15 protein-coding genes and 1 pseudogene are annotated in these 17,111 nt (G+C 61.3%); 7 read left to right on the top strand and 9 right to left on the bottom strand.

From position 1 onward, the window contains the following. Window positions 1–124 (top strand): annotated as a pseudogene (locus tag CAG25_RS28770) (IS110 family transposase); the annotation flags it as partial. A gap of 28 nt (window positions 125–152) precedes the next feature. On the opposite strand, the gene uraH reads toward CAG25_RS28770, so the two are convergent. Both uraH and CAG25_RS05265 read right to left on the bottom strand, forming a co-directional pair. Further along, entirely contained in the window at window positions 153–563 is a 411-nt protein-coding gene (gene uraH, locus CAG25_RS05270) for a hydroxyisourate hydrolase (protein ID WP_064592647.1), read from the bottom strand. A gap of 16 nt (window positions 564–579) precedes the next feature. Further along, entirely contained in the window at window positions 580–1,062 is a 483-nt protein-coding gene (locus CAG25_RS05265) for a heme-binding protein (protein ID WP_085611234.1), read from the bottom strand. A 136-nt stretch (window positions 1,063–1,198) separates the two neighbouring features. On the opposite strand from CAG25_RS05265, the gene CAG25_RS05260 reads away from it, so the two are divergent. The 3 genes from CAG25_RS05260 to CAG25_RS05250 are packed head-to-tail and all read left to right on the top strand — an operon-like array spanning window position 1,199 to window position 4,497. Beyond that, the gene (locus CAG25_RS05260) at window positions 1,199–1,879 is read left to right on the top strand and encodes a heavy metal response regulator transcription factor (protein WP_085611233.1); all 681 of its coding nucleotides are present in this window, start codon (window positions 1,199–1,201) and stop codon (window positions 1,877–1,879) included. Then, entirely contained in the window at window positions 1,869–3,281 is a 1,413-nt protein-coding gene (locus tag CAG25_RS05255; RefSeq protein WP_085611232.1) for a heavy metal sensor histidine kinase, read from the top strand. Before CAG25_RS05260 ends, CAG25_RS05255 begins: the two co-directional genes overlap by 11 nt. Beyond that, window positions 3,274–4,497, top strand: coding sequence for a type II toxin-antitoxin system HipA family toxin (locus tag CAG25_RS05250; protein ID WP_085611231.1), 1,224 nt, complete (start codon window positions 3,274–3,276; stop codon window positions 4,495–4,497). Before CAG25_RS05255 ends, CAG25_RS05250 begins: the two co-directional genes overlap by 8 nt. Window positions 4,498–4,512: 15 nt before the next feature. On the opposite strand, the gene CAG25_RS05245 is transcribed toward CAG25_RS05250, so the two are convergent. Then, window positions 4,513–5,517, bottom strand: a complete 1,005-nt coding sequence (locus CAG25_RS05245; protein ID WP_085611230.1) for an AraC family transcriptional regulator — start codon at window positions 5,515–5,517, stop codon at window positions 4,513–4,515. A 100-nt stretch (window positions 5,518–5,617) separates the two neighbouring features. Here CAG25_RS05245 and CAG25_RS05240 point away from each other — a divergent pair, with 100 nt between their 5' ends. Continuing rightward, window positions 5,618–6,691, top strand: coding sequence for a fatty acid desaturase (locus CAG25_RS05240; RefSeq protein ID WP_085611229.1), 1,074 nt, complete (start codon window positions 5,618–5,620; stop codon window positions 6,689–6,691). A 110-nt stretch (window positions 6,692–6,801) separates the two neighbouring features. On the opposite strand, the gene CAG25_RS05235 is transcribed toward CAG25_RS05240, so the two are convergent. From CAG25_RS05235 to CAG25_RS05225, 3 genes are read right to left on the bottom strand one after another with little or no spacing between them, the layout of a single operon-like run. Then, a complete protein-coding gene (locus CAG25_RS05235; protein WP_085611228.1) occupies window positions 6,802–8,412 on the bottom strand; it encodes an arylsulfatase in 1,611 nt (536 codons plus the stop codon). A 14-nt stretch (window positions 8,413–8,426) separates the two neighbouring features. Continuing rightward, a complete protein-coding gene (locus tag CAG25_RS05230; protein WP_085611227.1) occupies window positions 8,427–9,242 on the bottom strand; it encodes an ABC transporter ATP-binding protein in 816 nt (271 codons plus the stop codon). Continuing rightward, window positions 9,239–10,837: an ABC transporter permease gene (locus CAG25_RS05225; RefSeq protein ID WP_085611226.1), complete on the bottom strand. Its 1,599-nt coding sequence runs from the start codon at window positions 10,835–10,837 to the stop codon at window positions 9,239–9,241. The genes CAG25_RS05230 and CAG25_RS05225 overlap by 4 nt, the downstream gene beginning before the upstream one ends. 309 nt (window positions 10,838–11,146) lie before the next feature. On the opposite strand from CAG25_RS05225, the gene CAG25_RS05220 reads away from it, so the two are divergent. After that, window positions 11,147–12,160, top strand: coding sequence for an ABC transporter substrate-binding protein (locus CAG25_RS05220; RefSeq protein ID WP_085611225.1), 1,014 nt, complete (start codon window positions 11,147–11,149; stop codon window positions 12,158–12,160). Between the two features lie 94 nt (window positions 12,161–12,254). On the opposite strand, the gene CAG25_RS05215 is transcribed toward CAG25_RS05220, so the two are convergent. Then, the gene (locus CAG25_RS05215) at window positions 12,255–13,175 is read right to left on the bottom strand and encodes a LysR family transcriptional regulator (protein ID WP_039764497.1); all 921 of its coding nucleotides are present in this window, start codon (window positions 13,173–13,175) and stop codon (window positions 12,255–12,257) included. A gap of 180 nt (window positions 13,176–13,355) precedes the next feature. Here CAG25_RS05215 and CAG25_RS05210 point away from each other — a divergent pair, with 180 nt between their 5' ends. Further along, a complete protein-coding gene (locus CAG25_RS05210; RefSeq protein ID WP_007952791.1) occupies window positions 13,356–14,276 on the top strand; it encodes a TauD/TfdA family dioxygenase in 921 nt (306 codons plus the stop codon). An 87-nt stretch (window positions 14,277–14,363) separates the two neighbouring features. Here the strand turns inward: CAG25_RS05210 and CAG25_RS05205 are convergent, their stop codons facing one another. After that, complete coding sequence (locus CAG25_RS05205; RefSeq protein ID WP_085611224.1) at window positions 14,364–15,974, bottom strand: alkaline phosphatase family protein; 1,611 nt, start codon at window positions 15,972–15,974, stop codon at window positions 14,364–14,366. 190 nt (window positions 15,975–16,164) lie between these two features. Continuing rightward, window positions 16,165–17,109 carry a LysR family transcriptional regulator gene (locus CAG25_RS05200; protein ID WP_085611223.1) on the bottom strand — a complete coding sequence of 315 codons (945 nt, stop codon included), beginning with the start codon at window positions 17,107–17,109 and terminating at the stop codon, window positions 16,165–16,167. Between the last annotated feature and the right edge of the window lie 2 nt (window positions 17,110–17,111).

The following is a 17,111-nucleotide window of genomic DNA, read 5'->3' as shown; positions in this document are numbered from 1 at the left end:
TCTAGCCAGAACCCAAGCCTTGGTCATCCTCGCCCGCAAGCTTTGCCGGGTGGCATTCGCCCTCATGAAAAACCAGAGCGAATACCAACCGAATTTAAGGTTGCAGGGTTCCCCTGCAACATAGAATCTCCCACATTGGATCGATGTTGTTTTTACGAACCGCGATACGTCGAGAAGCCATAAGGGCTGAGCAGCAACGGAATGTGATAGTGCTGGTCCGTCTGCTTCACTTTAAAGATCACCGGAATCTCCGGAAAAAACGTCTCGTGCTTCGCCTTCTCGAAGTACTCGCCAGTCTTGAACACCACCCGATACTCACCGGCCTCGAACGGCTTGTTCGCCGGGAACAGTTCGGCGATCCGTCCCTGTTCATTGGTGGTGCCCTGCGCCAGCGGCTGCCAGTCCTGGCCGACATGACGTTCCAGCGTCACGTTGATGCCCGGCGACGGCAGGCCGTTTTCCAGATTGAGTACGTGTACGCTCAGCGGGTTGCCGGCGGCGAGTGCCAGACTCGAAAAGGCGCTCAATCCAAGCGCGGTGAAAGTCATGCGCAGTGGGGTCATGGTGATGCTCCTCGGTTCAAGTACGGTTGATGGACAGGCCGACGATTTCGGCGGCCTTGATTGCGCAGGTTTCGTCCTGTTCGCCGCCGCCGGAACCGGCCACGCCCATGGCGCCGACCAGTTCTTTCCCGGCAAACAAAGGGATGCCACCGCCGAGCAACAGCAACTCATCGAGGGTGTTGAGGTTGGCGGTTTCCGGGTTGTTGCGGGCGCGCTCGGCAAACAATCGGGTCGGGGTTTTCGTCGATAGCGCGGTGTAGGCCTTGCGTTGGCTGGCGGCGGTGTTGTGCGGGCCGACACCGTCGCCGCGCAGGGTCACCAGCAGGTTGCCGCCACGGTCGAGCACCGATACCGTGCCGGTGCAGTTTTCCAGTGCCGCGTCGGCCAGCAGCCGTGCGGTTTTCAGATCGAGGTCGGCGTGATGGGGCAGCTCAGGCGCGGCGATTGCGGCGGTGCCGAAGCTGATTGCCAGGCTGGCGATCAAGTATTTAGCGGTCATGGGCAGGCTCCTGAAGCGAAGGCCACCACCTTATCCGCCGGTCCCCGTCGAAACCTCGTCAGTCGGATTACAAGTTTGTAATGGGCAACACGGTCGAAGGAGCCTAGCCTGTGTCTCTGATCAATCGAGGTGTGCCATGCGTTTGCTGGTCGTAGAAGATGAAGCCAAAACCGCGAACTTCATCGCCAAAGGGCTGGGAGAGTCGGGTTTTGCCGTGGACGTGGCGCTGAATGGCCTCGACGGTCGCTACTTTATTGAGCAGCAGGCATATGACCTGATCATCCTCGACGTGATGCTGCCGGGCCTCAACGGCTGGCAACTGCTGCAGCTGATCCGCCAGCGCGGCGCCACGCCGGTGCTATTCCTGACGGCGAAGGACGCCATCGAAGACCGCGTGCGCGGCCTCGAACTGGGGGCCGATGACTATTTGCTCAAGCCGTTCGCCTTCGCCGAATTGCTGGCGCGGGTGCGCACGTTGTTGCGGCGCGGCCCCCTGCGTGAAGCCGAGTCGTACAACATCGCCGATCTGGAAATCGACGTGCTGCGCCGCCGGGTCAGCCGGGGCGGCCAGCGCATCGCCCTGACCAACAAGGAGTTCGCCCTGCTGCATCTGCTCGCCAGCCGCCAGGGTGAAGTGTTGTCGCGCACGCTGATCGCTTCACAGGTGTGGAACCTGAATTTCGACAGCGACACCAACATGGTCGAAGTCGCGGTGCGCCGCTTGCGTTCGAAAGTCGATGATCCGTACATGCCGAAACTGATCCACACCGTGCGCGGGGTCGGCTATCAACTCGAAGCGCCCGACGATGCGCGCTAGATCCATCGCCTGGCGCCTGGCCCTGGCGTTCGCCGCCGTCTGTGCGCTGGTACTCAGCGCTATTGGCGTGTTCCTGTATCGCTCGCTGGCCTCGGAAATCGCCTGGCGCGACGACATGGCGTTACTCGGTCGCATGGAACAGGTGCGCGCGCTGCTCGCCGACAGCGACAGCCTCGACGCCCTGCAGGCGCGGCCACGGCTGTACCAGAACATGCTGGGCAACCTCGACAGTCTGCTGCTTGTGCAACGCGCGGACGGCTCGAATGTGATCACGATCAACCCTCGCCAGCGCGCACTGCCGCCCGTGCAGGCCATCCCCCGGGATCAACCGCCGCAACGCCGCGATGTGCTGACCTGGCAGGCGGCGGACGGTGTCGAGCTGGCCCTGTTGTCAGGTCAGGCCCAAGGACCGAACGGTGAAGCGTTGACCGTGATCGCCGGCAAGATTCTGAGCGAGCGCGAGCAGATGCTCGGCAGCTATCGCCTGCGCTTGTATCTGGCCGTCAGCCTTGGCGCTTTGCTTGCCTTCACCTTGGGCCTGGTGCTGTTGCGCCGAGGTTTGCGGCCTCTGCGCAAGCTGAGTGAAGCACTGCGCGGCATCGACCTGCGCAGCCTCGACCAACGCGTTCCCACCGCCGGCACGCCAGCGGAATTGCTGGAACCGGTGCACGCGCTGAACGGCATGCTCGGGCGGCTGGACGACGGCTTCCAGCGCCTCTCACAGTTTTCCGCCGACCTCGCCCACGAAATCCGTACGCCCCTGCACACCTTGCTCGCCAGCAATGGCCAGGCACTGAATCACCCGCGTAGCAGCACCGAGTATCAGGAAGTGCTGGCGTCGAACATGGAAGAATTCGAACGGCTCAAGCGCATGGCCGAAAACCTGATGTTTCTCGCCCGCGCCGAGCAGGCTGAACGCGCGCTCGATCTGCGCACGCTGGAGCTGCACCAAATCGGCGAAGAGTTGTGCGACTACTTCGAAGCCCTGGCCGATGACCGGGGAATCCGCCTCGAAAACACGTTCAGCGGAGAACTTCTGGCGGATCAGCAACTGCTGCAACGCGCCTTGGGCAACCTGTTGGCCAACGCCGTACGCCATGCTGATGCCGGCTCGGTCATCAGCCTGCGCCGACGCGATGAGCCAGGCCTGTGCTGGTTGCAGGTCCACAACCTCGGCCCGGTGATCGCGGATGAACATCTGGGCAAACTGTTCGACCGCTTCTACCGCGTCGACCCGTCCCGCGCGGAGCCGGGAGACTCCGGCGGATTGGGACTGGCGATCGTGCAGTCGATCATGCAATTGCATGGTGGGCGGGTGCGGGTGAGTAGTGAAGTTGAGGGAACAGTTTTTGAGCTTGGTTTCCCTCTTGAGGTACCGAGGAGGGTGAATTCTCATGATTGATTTGATTCGGAGTTTGGAAATCACCGTCGCCGGTAGCTCCGTAGGGACACTCGTTCGTGGGCAGTCCGGCATGGAGAGCGTGTTCAGATACTGTGAGGGCGTGAACGCTGAGAATGCTGTTTCGCTAACGATGTCAGCTCGGATGGAAAACTACGGCTGGGAGCGAGGTGTTCATCCGATTTTCGAGATGAATTTGCCAGAAGGGGTATTGCGCGATGAATTGATTCGACGCTTCGGCGAAGCAGTTCGTGACTTCGATGCTTTTGCGTTGCTGGCAATAGTGGGTTCAAGTCAGCTAGGACGGCTGGCAGTAGCCTGCGAATCGGTCACAGATCATCAGCCCGAAACGTTATTGTCCGATCTTTTGATACATGACGGCGTTCATGGCTTGTTTGACAATCTGTTGCACAAACATGGCCATTATTCCGGTGTTTCAGGCGTGCAGCCTAAGGTGTTGGTACGCGATGGTGTGACAGCCGCTCTTTACCCGATTCACCGAGGCTCCACACATCTGGTCAAAGCCTTCCGTCCCGAAGAGTTTCCTGAGCTGGCGACCAACGAATATTTCTGTATGCGCGCCGCAGCGCTTAGCGGACTTGAAGTGCCAAAGTTTGAATTGAGTGAGCAGGGCAAGTTTCTGGTGGTCGAGCGTTTTGACCTGACTGAGCATGGCTATCTGGGTTTCGAGGACTTTTGCGTACTCAATGGCTGGCCTTCCAGAGCCAAATACGATGGTTCTTACGAAGGCGCTGCCCGACAGATCAAAGCCTTTGTTTCTCCTGCGCTGTTGAGTCAGGCGCTGGAAGCTTTTTTCAAGATCGTGGCGCTGTCAGCGGGACTGAAAAACGGCGATGCGCATCTGAAGAACTTCGGTGTGCTGTATGACCATTGCGGCGCGCAGGCTTCGATCCGGCTAGCCCCGGCTTACGACATCATCACCACATTGGTTTACATCAGGAACGACAGCCTGGCCTTGCTGTTGGGCGGGTCGAAGGCATGGCCCAAGTACAAGGCGCTGATGCGCTTCGGCCGTACGGCGTGCAATCTCACTGAAGGCCGGTGCAATGAACTACTGCAGCAGGTTGTTCATGGCATGCAGACGGCGATGGCGGAAATGCTTGAGCATTGCCGAACCCATCAGGCGTTCGCCGAGGTAGGTACGGCAATGATCGAGCAGTGGGAATCCGGGATTGAGCGCAGTCTGACCAAGGGTTGAGCGACCCATTTGCGCTCAGCGCAACTGATCCCGAAACTGCCCCGGCGTCATCCCGGTCCAGCGTTTGAACGCACGGCTGAAGCTGCTGGTATCGGCAAATCCCAACAGGTAACTGACCTCGCTCAGCGAGCATTGCGGATCGCGCAGGTGCAGCAGTGCGAGGTTTTCGCGGCTTTCATTCAGCAGGGTGTCGAAGCGGCAACCCTCGTCCGCCAGATGCCGTTGCAGGCTGCGCAGGCTCAGGTGCAGGGCCTGAGCGATGCGTTCGGCGCTGGGTTCGCCTTCGGGCAGTTGTTCTTCGATGGCGTCGCGTACCTTGCGCTCCCAGGTCAGCGGTTTGAGCTGGGCGAGGGTGCGTTTGAGCACGGCTTCGTTGTGTTCGGCCAGCTCCGGGTTGGCGTCGTCGAGGTGACTGTCGAAGTCGGTGAGGGCGAATTCGAGGCGGTCTTCTTCGGCTGAAAAGTGTACGGGCGAGCGGAACACCTTGTGCCATTGATGCGCATCGAACGGTTCCGGGCGACGCAGGTACACCGCAAGCGGCGCGTAGTCGCGGCCCAGGCGATTGCGGCAGGTGCGCACGTAGATGGCGGCAAAGGCGTCGATGGCTTCGAAGGCGGGCGCCGGATTGCCGGCCGGGATTTTCAGGCGAAACCGGTAGCGGTCCTCGGTGCGGGTCAGCTCCAGTTCCAGCGCGTCGCTGACCACCTGGTGATAACGCACGATCCGCTCGAACACTTCCCGCAGGCTGCCGCTGGCCACTAACGCATAGCCCAGTGCGTGAAAGGTCGTGGGGCTGACGAACCGCGACACCCGCAAACCAATCGCCGGATCGCCGCTGACCTGCACCGCGATTTCCCACAGGCGCGTGGTGGCGGACAACGGATAGCGGGCGTTCGGGTCGTCCATCAGTTGCGGATCGAGCCCGGCCTGCCGGCACAGGGCAGTGCTGTCCAGCCCCAGCGCGTCGAGTTGCTTGCGCAGGGCGCGGGTCCAGCTGGCGAGAGAAGTCGGTTCCTTCATGCTGATTGGCGCTTCCGGTCAACAGGTTGGCGTTCTCGGCTACCGCGTTTGGAGTCCGCGCGGGGCAGGATGCGAACATCAATAACCAGAGGATGGAAGCATGGACCGTACTTCTGCAAGTCCCCAGCGACACAATGCTGCCCAGCGATCAGCGCATATTCGCGAAGTGGTGCTGGCCAAGGGCGTGGAGCTGCGCGAGCGCTACCCGATTCTCAAGCATCAGGATGCACTCGGCGCCGGGATTCTCGCCTTTGCCCTGGCCGGAATGATCGGTTCGGCGGCGCTGTATATCAGCGGGCACCTGGCGTGGTGGGCGTGCCTGTTGCTCAACGCGTTTTTCGCTTCGCTGACCCATGAGCTAGAGCACGACCTGATCCACAGCATGTATTTCCGCAAACAGCGCGTGCCGCACAACCTGATGATGGGCCTGGTGTGGCTGGCGCGGCCGAGCACGATCAACCCTTGGATCCGCCGTCATTTGCACCTCAATCATCACAAGGTGTCCGGCACCGAAACCGACATGGAAGAACGGGCGATCACCAACGGCGAGCCATGGGGTTTTGCGCGATTGCTGATGGTCGGCGACAACGTGATGTCGGCGTTCATCCGCATGCTCCGGGCCAGGACCTGGGCGCACAAGTTCAGCATCATCAAGCGCACGCTGAAGGTCTACGCGCCGCTGGCGCTGGTGCATTGGGGGGCGTGGTATGTGTTTCTCGGGTTCCATGCCGCCAACGGGATTGCCTACCTGATGGGCTCGCCGATTGAATGGTCGGCGACCACGCTTTCAGTGATGCAGGTGATCGACATTGCCGCCGTGGTGATCATTGGCCCGAACGTGTTGCGTACGTTTTGCCTGCACTTCATCAGCTCCAACATGCATTACTACGGGGATGTGGAACCGGGCAATGTGCTGCAGCAATGTCAGGTGCTGAATCCTTGGTGGCTGTGGCCGTTGCAGGCGTTCTGCTTCAATTTCGGCAGCAGTCACGGGATTCATCATTTCGTGGTGAAGGAGCCGTTTTACATCCGCCAGCTGACGGTGCCGGTGGCGCATAAGGTAATGCGGGAGATGGGGGTTCGGTTTAACGATTTCGGGACGTTCGGGCGGGCGAACCGGTTTGTACGCCAAGTGAAGGTATCGGCCGAAGAGGCTCGTACAGCTCAGGCTTGATGGGTGATTGCAACGCTCTCATCGCGAGCAGGCTCGCTCCCACAATTGAATGGTGAATACGATCCAATGTGGGAGCGAGCCTGCTCGCGATGGCAATATTTCAGCCACCCTCAATCCGGCTGATACGGCGACTCACTCAAAATCACGCCGGTCTCCTCCACATACCGCTGCCAATGCTCGATCAGCGCTTCAAGCTTCTGCGGCTGACTCGACGCCAGGTCATGAATCTCCCCCGGATCACTCCCGAGATCGTAAAGCTGCCAGGTCGCCGGCCCCACCGGCCCGGGAATCCACACCGCCTTCCACTGTCCCTGCCGAATCGCCCGGCGCCCGAACAATTCCCAACCAGTGACGGTGTGTTCGTCATGCACCTGCGCTGTCTCGCCGGACAAAAAGCCCAGCCACGATTTCCCGCGCAACGGCGCCACCGGTTTGCCGTGCCATTGCTTGCCCGGATGGCGCACGCCGGCCAGATCGAGGATGGTCGGCGTGATGTCCATCACCGTGCCGAAACCATGGCTGATCTGCCCCTTCAGCGGCAGTTGCGGATAGTGCAGCAGCGCCGGAACGCGAATTCCGCCCTCGGTGGTGAACGCCTTGAACAGGCGTGACGGCGCGGTCGCCACCTGCGCCCAGTTCGGCCCGTACCAGACGTAGGAGTTGGCGCGGCCGATGTTGTCGAGGCTGTTGTCGTAATGCTGGCTCAGATACGTCATCAGCTCCGGGCCGAATTTCGGAAAGGCTTCCAGCAGCGCACCTTCGGCACCGTTGTCGGACATGAACAGGATGAAGGTGTTGTCGAGCTGGCCCTGTTGGCGCAGGTAGTCGACGACACGGCCGATGTTCCAGTCCATGCGCTCGACCATCGCTGCATAGACTTCCATTGCCCGGGCGGAAATGCGTTTTTGTTCATCGCTCAGCGCGTCCCATTGCGCGGTCAGCTGGATCAGCGGGTGCGGTTCGACATCCGGTTCGATCAGCCCCAGCGACTTGAGTTTTTCCAGACGCTCGAGGCGCAAGACTTCGGGGCCCGCGTCGTAGCGGCCACGGTATTTTTCGACGATGTCGGCGGGCGCCTGCAACGGCCAGTGCGGCGCGGAAAACGGCAGGTAGGCGAAGAACGGTCGGCTCTGGTCGCGCTCCTTGAGGTACTGCAACAGCTTGTCGCCGAACGCGTCGGAGGAATAGAAATCCTTCGGCAATTCGTCGATGAACCTGTCGTCCTCGATGTACAGCGCCGGGGTGGATTTCAGCAGGCCGGGCGTGTGTTCGTCGTAGGTCGGTTCAAATCCGTAGTGGTTGGCCGCGCCGGGCAGCAGCGAGAACGAACGCTCGAAGCCTCGGGCGTGGGGCGCCAGTTCGGCGGTCAGGCCCAGGTGCCATTTGCCGCTCATCAAGGTCTGGTAACCGGCCTCGCGCAGCAACTCCGGCAGCGCGACGACACGGTCATTGAGATAGCCTTCGTAACCCGGTTTGCCGATCAGCTCCGGGGTCAGCGCTTCGGCCATGGTGCCGATGCCGGCGATGTGGTGATCGGTGCCGGTGAGCAGCATCGAGCGGGTCGGCGAACAGGTCGGTGCGGTGTGAAAATCGGTCAGGCGCAGGCCATTGTTGGCCAGGGCATCGAGGTTCGGCGTGGCGATTTCGCCGCCGAACGCGCCGATGTCGGAGAAGCCGAGGTCATCGGCCAGAATCACCAGAAAGTTGGGACGTTGCGGCATCGACAGGCTCCTGTTCAGCAGGCAATGAACGACAGCGGCAGATCGCGGATCTGCACCGGTGCGCTCGGTTGGTAATGATCGTCACTGGTCAGCTCGTGCAGCAGTTCTTCGCGCAGCTGATGGAAGTCGAAACTGCTGCGCTGGCGCGGATGGGGCAGGGCGATGTCCACCACCCGCTTGATCCGGCCGGGGCGCGGTTCCATGACTACCACGCGGTCGGCGAGGAAGATCGCTTCCTCGACATCGTGGGTGACCAGAATCGTGGTGATCTTTGCCCGCTCGCGAATCGCCAGCAATTCGTCCTGCATCTGCTGGCGGGTGAGCGCGTCGAGGGCGCCGAAGGGTTCGTCGAGCAGCAGGATCCGTGGGCTTGCCACCAGCCCGCGAGCAATCGCCACGCGCTGGGCCATGCCGCCGGAGAGTTGATGCGGGTAGGCGCGGGTGAAGTCGCGCAGGCCCACCAGCTCGATGAAATCGTTGATGCGTTGCTGCTTTTCGGAGGCCGCCAGCGACTCGTTGACCAGGCCCAGGCCGATGTTGTCGGCCACCGTCAGCCACGGGAACAAACGGTGTTCCTGAAACACGATGCCGCGCTCGCCGCCGATGCCGCTGACGGCTTTGCCATCGACGCTGATCTGCCCGCGAAACTGCGTGTCGAGGCCCACCAGCAAGCGCAGCAAAGTGGATTTGCCACAGCCGCTGGAACCGACGATGGCGACGAATTCGCCCTCGGCGATGTCGAGGTTGAATTCGCGAATCGCTTCCAGTTCGAAACCGTCGACGTCGAAGGATTTGCCTACATGGTTGAAGCTGACAATCGGTGCGTTCATGCGTGTCTCCAGCGGGTGGCGCGGATTTCCAGGCGTTGGCCAATGAGGTTGAGCAGGGCGCCGGTGAGGCCGACCAGCAGCATCCCGGCCATGATCAGGTCCATGCGCAGCAGTTGTTGGGCGCCGATCATCTGGCTGCCGATGCCGCCGTTGGACGGCATGAAATATTCGGCGCCGATGGTGCCGAGCCAGGCGTAGATCAGGCTCAGGCGCAAACCGGCGAAAATTCCCGGCGCAGCGCCCGGCAGGACCAGTCGGCGCAGGCGCTGAGTGATGCTCAGGCGCAGCACCTGCGCGGCTTCGTTGAGCTGCGGTGAGAGGTTGGCGACGCTGCGTTGGGTCGCGACAAACAACGGAAAGAAAGCGGCCAGGGCGACGAACACCCATTTCGCCAGTTCGCCCAGACCGAACCACGCGGTGAGCAGCGGCACCCAGGCGAAAATCGCGATCTGGCGCAGGGCGGCGAGGGTCGGGCCGAGCACGCGTTCGCTGGTGCGTGACAGACCCAACAGCAAACCCAGCCCGAGGCCGAGACCGCCGCCAATCAACAGGCCGCCAAGTGTGCGGCCCAGGCTCAGGGCCATGCCCGAAATCAACGTGCCGTCGAGCAATCCGTTTTTGGTTGCCTCAAGCACCACCCATGGGCTGACCAGAATGTTGGCATCGATCCATTGCTGGTCGACCGCCAGTTGCCACAACGCAAACAGCGCCAGTGGCAGCAGCCATGGCTGCACGCGCTGCCAGCCTTCATAACGTGGGCCGCGACGAATTTCCGCTGTGGCCGGGTGCGGCCAGTGCACCAGTTTTTTGTCCAGCAGACCGATGCCGCGATCCATCGCCACGCCGATCAGGCCGATTACGACGATGCACACGAAGACGATGTCGAGCATGAACAGCTGTCGCGCCCAGACCATCAGGTAACCGATGCCTTCGCTGGAGGCCAGCAGCTCGACCGCAAGCAACGAGGTCCAGCCAGCGGCCAGCGCCAGACGCACGCTAGCCATGAACGCCGGGAGGGCGGCGGGCAGCACCAGTCGGCGGATCAACAGTCGTGGAGGCAAACGTAAAACAGCGGCGGCTTCGCGCAGCTTGGGTTGCGCATCGCGCACGCCGACCAGCGTATGCAAGGTCACCGGTACCACGATGGCTTTGACCAGCACCACCAGTTTCAGCGTTTCGCCGATGCCGAAAAACACCATGAACAACGGAATCCACGCCAGCGTGGGCACCTGGGCCAGGCCGGCGAACGTCGGGAAGATCAGGCGTTCGAGGCGACGGCTGAAGCCCAGCGCCGCGCCGAGCACCGCGCCGGCGCTAACACCCGCCAGCAGTCCCCAGAACAACCGTTGCAGGCTGATCCACAAATGACTCCACAACTCGCCCTGGGACAGCTCGATCGCGCTGCTCCACACCAGTGAAGGCGCGGGCAGGATCTGTTCGCTCATCCATTGATTGCGCGCCGCCAGCCACCACAGGGCGAACAGGGAGAGGGGCAGCAGCCACGGCAGCACACGCTGGCCAAGGCTTGGCCATGAGCGCAGTGCTTTCAGCGGTGGTGCGGGCAGCGGCAGGCTGAGCAGGGATTGTCGGGCCATGGTGACCTCCGTTGTCGGGTTGCAGGCAGGCCTGCCTTCATGGAAGTGCGGTATGCAAATTTGATATATAAAAATTCAATTCAATGCTATTGGGAGATAAGCAAGACCATTTAAGGCCTCCAGCCCATGCGCATCCAATGCATTCGGAGAATATTTTCGATGCTCTGCATGCATATCGATCTACAGGCCCTGTGCACTCTGGCTTAGCGTTTAAAGCTATAAAAATGTGCTTTTTAAGTATTTAAACGTTGATACGGAATGTGCCTACTTTCGGCTCCTCAATGCCCGCCGTGATCAGGAGCCGCACCCATGAACCTTCCCTTCAAACGTGTCATCAGTCTGTTTGCCGCGCCGGCGCTGGCGGGTCTGCTGGCGTTCTCTGCCCAGGCCGACGAGCTCAAGGAAATCAGGATTGCCGTGCCTGATCTGAGCGCGGGTACTCAACACAGCGGCGGGGGCATCGTGGACGTGCTGCGCGATCAGCAGATCTTCGAAAAGGCCTTCGCCGATCAAGGCATCAAGATTCAGTGGAGCTTCTTCAAGGGCGCTGGACCGGTGATCAACGAAGCGTTCGCCAACAGCCAAGTGGATCTGGCCTATCTCGGAGATCTGGCGGCCATCATCGGCAAGTCCAACGGTCTGGATACGCGCCTGCTCAGCGCCAGCGCCCGGGGTGTGAAGCAATACCTCGGCGTCGTGCCGGGTTCGGGGATCAAGACGCTGCAGGATCTCAAAGGCAAGCGCGTGGCAATCTTCCGCGGCACTGCGACCCAGTTGTCGTTCGATGCGGCGCTGGCCAGCGTGGGCCTGAGCGAGAAGGACGTGAAGGTGATCAACCTCGATTTCAACGCAGCGGTAGCGGCGCTGGCGGCGAAGCAGATCGATGCGTCGTGGGGCAGTTCCGGGCTGACCGCGTTGCAGGCCAAAGGCCTGGCCGAGTTGCCTCTGAATACCAAGGATCTCGGTGGCGCCGGCAGTGTGCAGTCGGTGCTGGTGGGCACCGGCAAGTTTGTCGACGGGCATCCGGAAGCCGTGGCGAAGCTGCTCAAGGCGCAGCAGCAGGCGGTGGAGTGGCTGACTCAGGACAGCAACAAGGACGCCTATGTGCAACTTGTGTCGGGGCTGGCGAGCTATCCGCCGGTGATCCTGACCCAGGATCTGAAGGATCAGAACCTGAGCGAAGTGTTCCCGTCGACACTGGACCCGCTGTTCCTCGAAAACCTGCAGGGCAAGGTGGATCTGGCGGCGCAGCAGAAGCTGATCCGCAAGCCGTTCAAGGTGAACGAGTGGGTCGCGCCTGAGCTGGCGGCTGCGAAGCTTTGATTTTTTAGCGTCAGAGCAGACTTCATCGCCAGCAGGCTGGCTCCCACAATTGGATGCATTTCATGTGGGAGCCAGCCTGCTGGCGATGACGACCTCAAACCGCGACGCTGATTTCCTGTTTATCCACTGCCACCAACGTCTCAATCATCGCCCGCGCTGCCGGTGACAGCCGGAATCCCGTCCGGCTGACAATCCCGCACCGCGCATTCATGCTCTCCAGGTTCTGCGGCAGATTGCGCCAGTGCAGCAGCGCCAGCGAGCCCTGGGCGATGTCCTCGACGAACGCCTCTTCAGTACCGACGCCGATCGCGTTGGATTGCAGCACCACTTTCACCAGCGCCGGAAAGTGCTCGGTCTCGATGGTCGGCGAAAAGTCGATCCGTCCGCTGAGATTCGCCAGCAATTTGCGAATGCCTGGCGGGATCAGCGTGGTCGCCAGCGGATAGTCGAACATGTCGTTGGTCGACAGGCTTTCCTTGGCCAGCAGCGGATGCCCCGGCCGGCAGAAAAACACCCCGCGCTTGGGCGTCAGCGGCTGGGTCTGGAAGTTCGGGTCGGATTCGAAATGGCGAATGTCGGCGATAAAGAATTCGATCTCCTCGCGGCTCAGGGCGCGGCTGAGCTTTTCCCAGTTATCCACCTGAAAGCAGGTACGTACTTTCGGGTGCGCATTGATGAATTGCGCCACCGCGTCCGGCACCAGTTTCACTGCCGGCGCCGGGCCGCAACCGAAGTGCAGTTCGCCGGCATCGAGCTTGGTCATCTGCGTCACCTCGGCGCTGAGCAATGCCGCGCCTTGCACCAGGGTCAGGGCGTGTTGCAGCACCACCTGGCCTTCGGGCGTGGGGCGCAGATCCTTGTTGCCGCGATCCACCAGCACGCAGCCGAACTCCTGCTCCAGCCCTTGAATGCTGCGGCTGAACGCCGGTTGAGTGATGCCCATGGCGTCGGCCGCGCGGACAAAACTGCGGTGTTCGTTGAGGGCGATGAAGTAGCGCAACTGGCGAAGATCCATATGCTTTTCCGGCATCCTAAAAATAGCTCGAAGGCATTTGCGACGAGGTTGCTTGAGGTTTTAAATGCAAGCTCTTATTCCGTCAACGAAGCATGTGAATATCTATTAGATGTAAATGGAATATAGATAGAGCGTTGTTTCGCTGCCGTCCAACCGCAAGCAGTCGATGAGGGTCTACCCATGAGCAATGCCGCACTCGCTGTAAAACCCGCTGTCCACGCGCTGGACATTCATCCGGTGGCCGGTCGTATCGGCGCCGAAATCCGTGGCGTGCACCTGTCCGGTGAGCTGGATGCCGCGACGGTTGAAGCCATTCAACAGGCGCTGATCCAGTACAAGGTGGTGTTCTTTCGCGAGCAGACCCAGCTCGACGATCAACGGCAGGAAGCCTTTGCGCACCTGCTCGGCGAGCCCGTAGCGCATCCGACCGTGCCGTCCCGCGAGGGCACCCGTTATCTGCTGGAACTCGACGGCGCCGAAGGGCAGCGCGCCAACTCCTGGCACACCGACGTAACCTTCGTCGATGCCTATCCGAAAGCCTCGATCCTGCGCTCGGTGGTGGCCCCGGCGTTCGGTGGCGACACGCTTTGGGCGAACACCGCGACCGCGTACAACGAATTGCCGACCGAGTTGCGTGAGCTGGCGGACAAGCTGGTGGCCGTGCACAGCAACGAGTACGACTACGCCGCCGTGAAGCCGGACGTGTCGGCGGAGAAGCTCGAGCGCTATCGCAAGATCTTCACCTCGACCGTCTACGAGACCGAGCACCCGGTGGTGCGTGTGCACCCGATCAGCGGCGAAAAGAGCTTGCTGCTGGGGCATTTCGTCAAGCGCATCAAGGGTTATTCCCAGGCCGATTCGGCGCACCTGTTCGGCTTGCTGCAAAGTCATGTGATCCGCCAGGAGAACGTCGTGCGCTGGCGCTGGAAGGCCGGTGATGTGGCGATCTGGGATAACCGTTCGACGCAGCATTATGCGATTGATGATTACGGCACTCAGGATCGTGTGGTGCGTCGGGTGACGCTCAAAGGGGAAGTGCCGGTCGGGGCGAATGGGCAGCGTAGCCAGACCATCAAAGGCGCAGAAATCGTCGGCGTCTGATCGGGCCTCATCGCGAGCAAGCTCGCTCCCACAGGTTTGCGGCGCACACAAATCCTGTGGGAGCGAGCTTGCTCGCGATGCTTTTAATCACCACACGCCGATCTGCACCATTTTCTCGGTCTCCGGCTCCCCATAGCGAAACCGCTGCCCGCGCAAATCAATCTCCTGATGACTGATCGTCGTGCGGCGCTTCAACCCGCGCACCCATTCGAACAGATACCCCGCATGCTCCTCGCGCACCGCCGCATACGCCGGGTCCGCGCCCAGATCCTGCAGCTCCTGCGGGTCATTCAACAGATCGAAAAGCTGCGGCCGGAAGCCGTCATACGCCAGGTATTTCCAGCGCTCGCTGCGCACCATGGTCATGTGGCAACGGTCGATCGCCTGGCCCAGCCGCTCCCGTGCCGGGGCCTGGAAGGCGTAGTCGTATTCGCTGATCGCATAGTGGCGCCAGTCCGGGTTTTCACCGTGCAGCAGCGGAATCAGCGAGCGACCTTCCAGGCGATGCTCGGCGCCCGTCACGCCCAGCGCCTCGAGAAAGGTCGGCACGCCGTCGATGGTTTCCGCCAGGCGTTCATCCACCGTGCCCCGTGTGACATCCGCCGCCGCACGCGGGTCGCGCACGATCAATGGCACGCCCACCGCCTGTTCCAGCAAAAACTCCTTCTCACCCAGCCAGTGATCGCCAAGAAAGTCGCCGTGATCGCTGGTGAACACGATCAGCGTGTCCTCCCAGCGGCCGTTGCTTTGCAGGAAATCGAACAGCCGCCCCAACTGATCATCGACCTGTTTGACCAGGCCCATGTACGTCGGGATCACGTTCATTCGTACCGGATCTTTGGAGAAATTCAGGCTTTCCTCATGCTGGCGAAAGGCCTGATAGACCGGGTGGTCGCTGGGAGAGGCATTACGTACCGGGTCGAGAATCGATTTCGTACTGTACAAGGTGTGGTACGGCGCCGGTACGATGTAGGGCCAGTGGGGTTTGATATAGGACAGGTGTAAAAACCACGGTTTTTCACCTTGCTCACCGATGAAGTCGATGGCCCGATTTGTAGTGTAGACAGTCTCCGAATGTTGCTCGGGAATTCGCGCCGGCAAATGGGCATTGCGCATTTTCCAGCCGCTGAGGATTTCTCCGTTGTCGCCTTCGGCCGCGTTGGCCCAGTCATGCCAGGGGTTACGCCCTTCGAAACCCTGCTCGCGCAGGTAGTGGGTGTATGGCGCGGATTCGCGTTTGTCATCGAACAGCGGGTCGTCGGGGAAGATGCCGTCGTGACGAAAGTACGGCTCGAAGCCGACTTCGTTCAGCACTTCGGCCTGGGCGCTTTCCGGGTTGATCGACAACCGCTGCAAGGCATCCACGTTAGCCGTGGCGTGGGTCTTGCCGACCAGCGCGGTACGAATGCCGTGGGGTCTCAGGTAATCGCCGATCGTCAGTTCTTCAAGCGGCAGCGGCACGGCGTTCCACGCCACTTGATGACTGCTGACATAGCGCCCGGTGTAGGCCGACATCCGCGACGGCCCACAAATCGTGCCTTGGGTGTAGGCGCGGCTGAAACGCACGCCTGCAGCGGCCAGGCGGTCGATGTTCGGGGTGTGCAGGTGCGGGTGGCCGTAGCAGGACAGGTAATCGCGGCGCAGTTGATCGCACATGATGTACAGCACATTGCGCACAGGGTTTTGCGGGTTGGACATGGGGTTCACCAGTCAGGAAGACAGGCGAGGTTTTTCGCTTTCGGCGAGGGTGTTCGGCAAGTGCATTCGGGGAATGTGTTTCATGCAGGAAATGCATCGGCGCCTGCACAGGCCTCTTCGCGAGCAAGTCCGCTCCCACAGGAGTACGCGTTCCAAATGTGGGAGCGGGCTTGCTCGCGAAGGCGGTGTGTCAGACGGCAAAGTTCTCCAGTGAACACACTTCTTCATCCACCGCATCAATCGCCTTTATCTGCTCGATCATCGCCTCGGCCAACGGTGACAACCGATACCCGGCGCGGCTGACGATTCCATAACGGGTGTAAAGCTCCTCCAGATCATCCGCCAACCCTTCGACCTTCAAGCACACCAACTCACCCCGGGCCTGATGCAGCGCATCCGAATAGGCACCGACGATGCCGATCGCATCCGAACGCAGCACCACGCCGAGCAGGCTGGCGCTGTTCTCGCACTCTACGTTCGGGACGAAATCCGGCCGGCCACTGAGGTCGACGATGACCTTGCGCAGGTTTGGCGGGCGAATGCTCACGGCCAGTGGATAGCTCATCAGTTGCTCTGCCGTGACTCGCTCGAAAGCGCCCAGCGGATGCCCGGCGCGGCAGCAGAAATGCCATTTGCGTGGCCGCAAGCGGTGGGTCAGATAATCCGGATCCGCCTCGAAGTGCCGAGTGTCGGCGACGAAGAATTCGAACTCCTCGCTCAGCAGTCTTTTGCTCAGGCTCTGCCAGTCATCAACCTGGTAATGCACCCGCGCTTTCGGGTAGCGGCCGATGAAGCTACCGATGGCTCGCGGGATCAATCCTGCCGCCGGCGCCGGGCCGCAACCGAAGCGCAATTCCCCCGCCTCCAGCCCGTTGAACTGGCTGATCTCGTTGGCCATCTGCTGCGCACCGCTGACCAGTCGCCGCGCGTGTTCAAGCAGCACCTGGCCCTGTTTGGTCGGCGGCAATTCCTTGCGCCCGCGATCCACCAACTGGCAACCGACGCTGTGCTCCAGCGCCTGAATGCTGCGGCTGAACGCCGACTGCGACAGGTTCACCGCCTGCGCGCCGGCGACGAAGCTGCGTTGTTCGGCAAGGGCGATGAAGTGTCTGAGTTGGCGCAAGTCGATATGCATTT

The organism is Pseudomonas sp. B16(2017), assembly GCF_002113205.1.
Taxonomy (GTDB): domain Bacteria; phylum Pseudomonadota; class Gammaproteobacteria; order Pseudomonadales; family Pseudomonadaceae; genus Aquipseudomonas; species Aquipseudomonas pharyngis.
The sequence above is the reverse complement of the archived record's forward strand: the minus strand, read 5'-3'. Positions and strand labels throughout refer to the sequence as shown.

Coding starts and splice junctions, on each gene's coding strand:
- uraH (WP_064592647.1), bottom strand. CDS start 563: ATGACCCCACTGCGCATGACTTTCACCGCGCTTGGATTGAGCGCCTTT.
- CAG25_RS05265 (WP_085611234.1), bottom strand. CDS start 1,062: ATGACCGCTAAATACTTGATCGCCAGCCTGGCAATCAGCTTCGGCACC.
- CAG25_RS05260 (WP_085611233.1), top strand. CDS start 1,199: ATGCGTTTGCTGGTCGTAGAAGATGAAGCCAAAACCGCGAACTTCATC.
- CAG25_RS05255 (WP_085611232.1), top strand. CDS start 1,869: ATGCGCGCTAGATCCATCGCCTGGCGCCTGGCCCTGGCGTTCGCCGCC.
- CAG25_RS05250 (WP_085611231.1), top strand. CDS start 3,274: ATGATTGATTTGATTCGGAGTTTGGAAATCACCGTCGCCGGTAGCTCC.
- CAG25_RS05245 (WP_085611230.1), bottom strand. CDS start 5,517: ATGAAGGAACCGACTTCTCTCGCCAGCTGGACCCGCGCCCTGCGCAAG.
- CAG25_RS05240 (WP_085611229.1), top strand. CDS start 5,618: ATGGACCGTACTTCTGCAAGTCCCCAGCGACACAATGCTGCCCAGCGA.
- CAG25_RS05235 (WP_085611228.1), bottom strand. CDS start 8,412: ATGCCGCAACGTCCCAACTTTCTGGTGATTCTGGCCGATGACCTCGGC.
- CAG25_RS05230 (WP_085611227.1), bottom strand. CDS start 9,242: ATGAACGCACCGATTGTCAGCTTCAACCATGTAGGCAAATCCTTCGAC.
- CAG25_RS05225 (WP_085611226.1), bottom strand. CDS start 10,837: ATGGCCCGACAATCCCTGCTCAGCCTGCCGCTGCCCGCACCACCGCTG.
- CAG25_RS05220 (WP_085611225.1), top strand. CDS start 11,147: ATGAACCTTCCCTTCAAACGTGTCATCAGTCTGTTTGCCGCGCCGGCG.
- CAG25_RS05215 (WP_039764497.1), bottom strand. CDS start 13,175: ATGGATCTTCGCCAGTTGCGCTACTTCATCGCCCTCAACGAACACCGC.
- CAG25_RS05210 (WP_007952791.1), top strand. CDS start 13,356: ATGAGCAATGCCGCACTCGCTGTAAAACCCGCTGTCCACGCGCTGGAC.
- CAG25_RS05205 (WP_085611224.1), bottom strand. CDS start 15,974: ATGTCCAACCCGCAAAACCCTGTGCGCAATGTGCTGTACATCATGTGC.
- CAG25_RS05200 (WP_085611223.1), bottom strand. CDS start 17,109: ATGCATATCGACTTGCGCCAACTCAGACACTTCATCGCCCTTGCCGAA.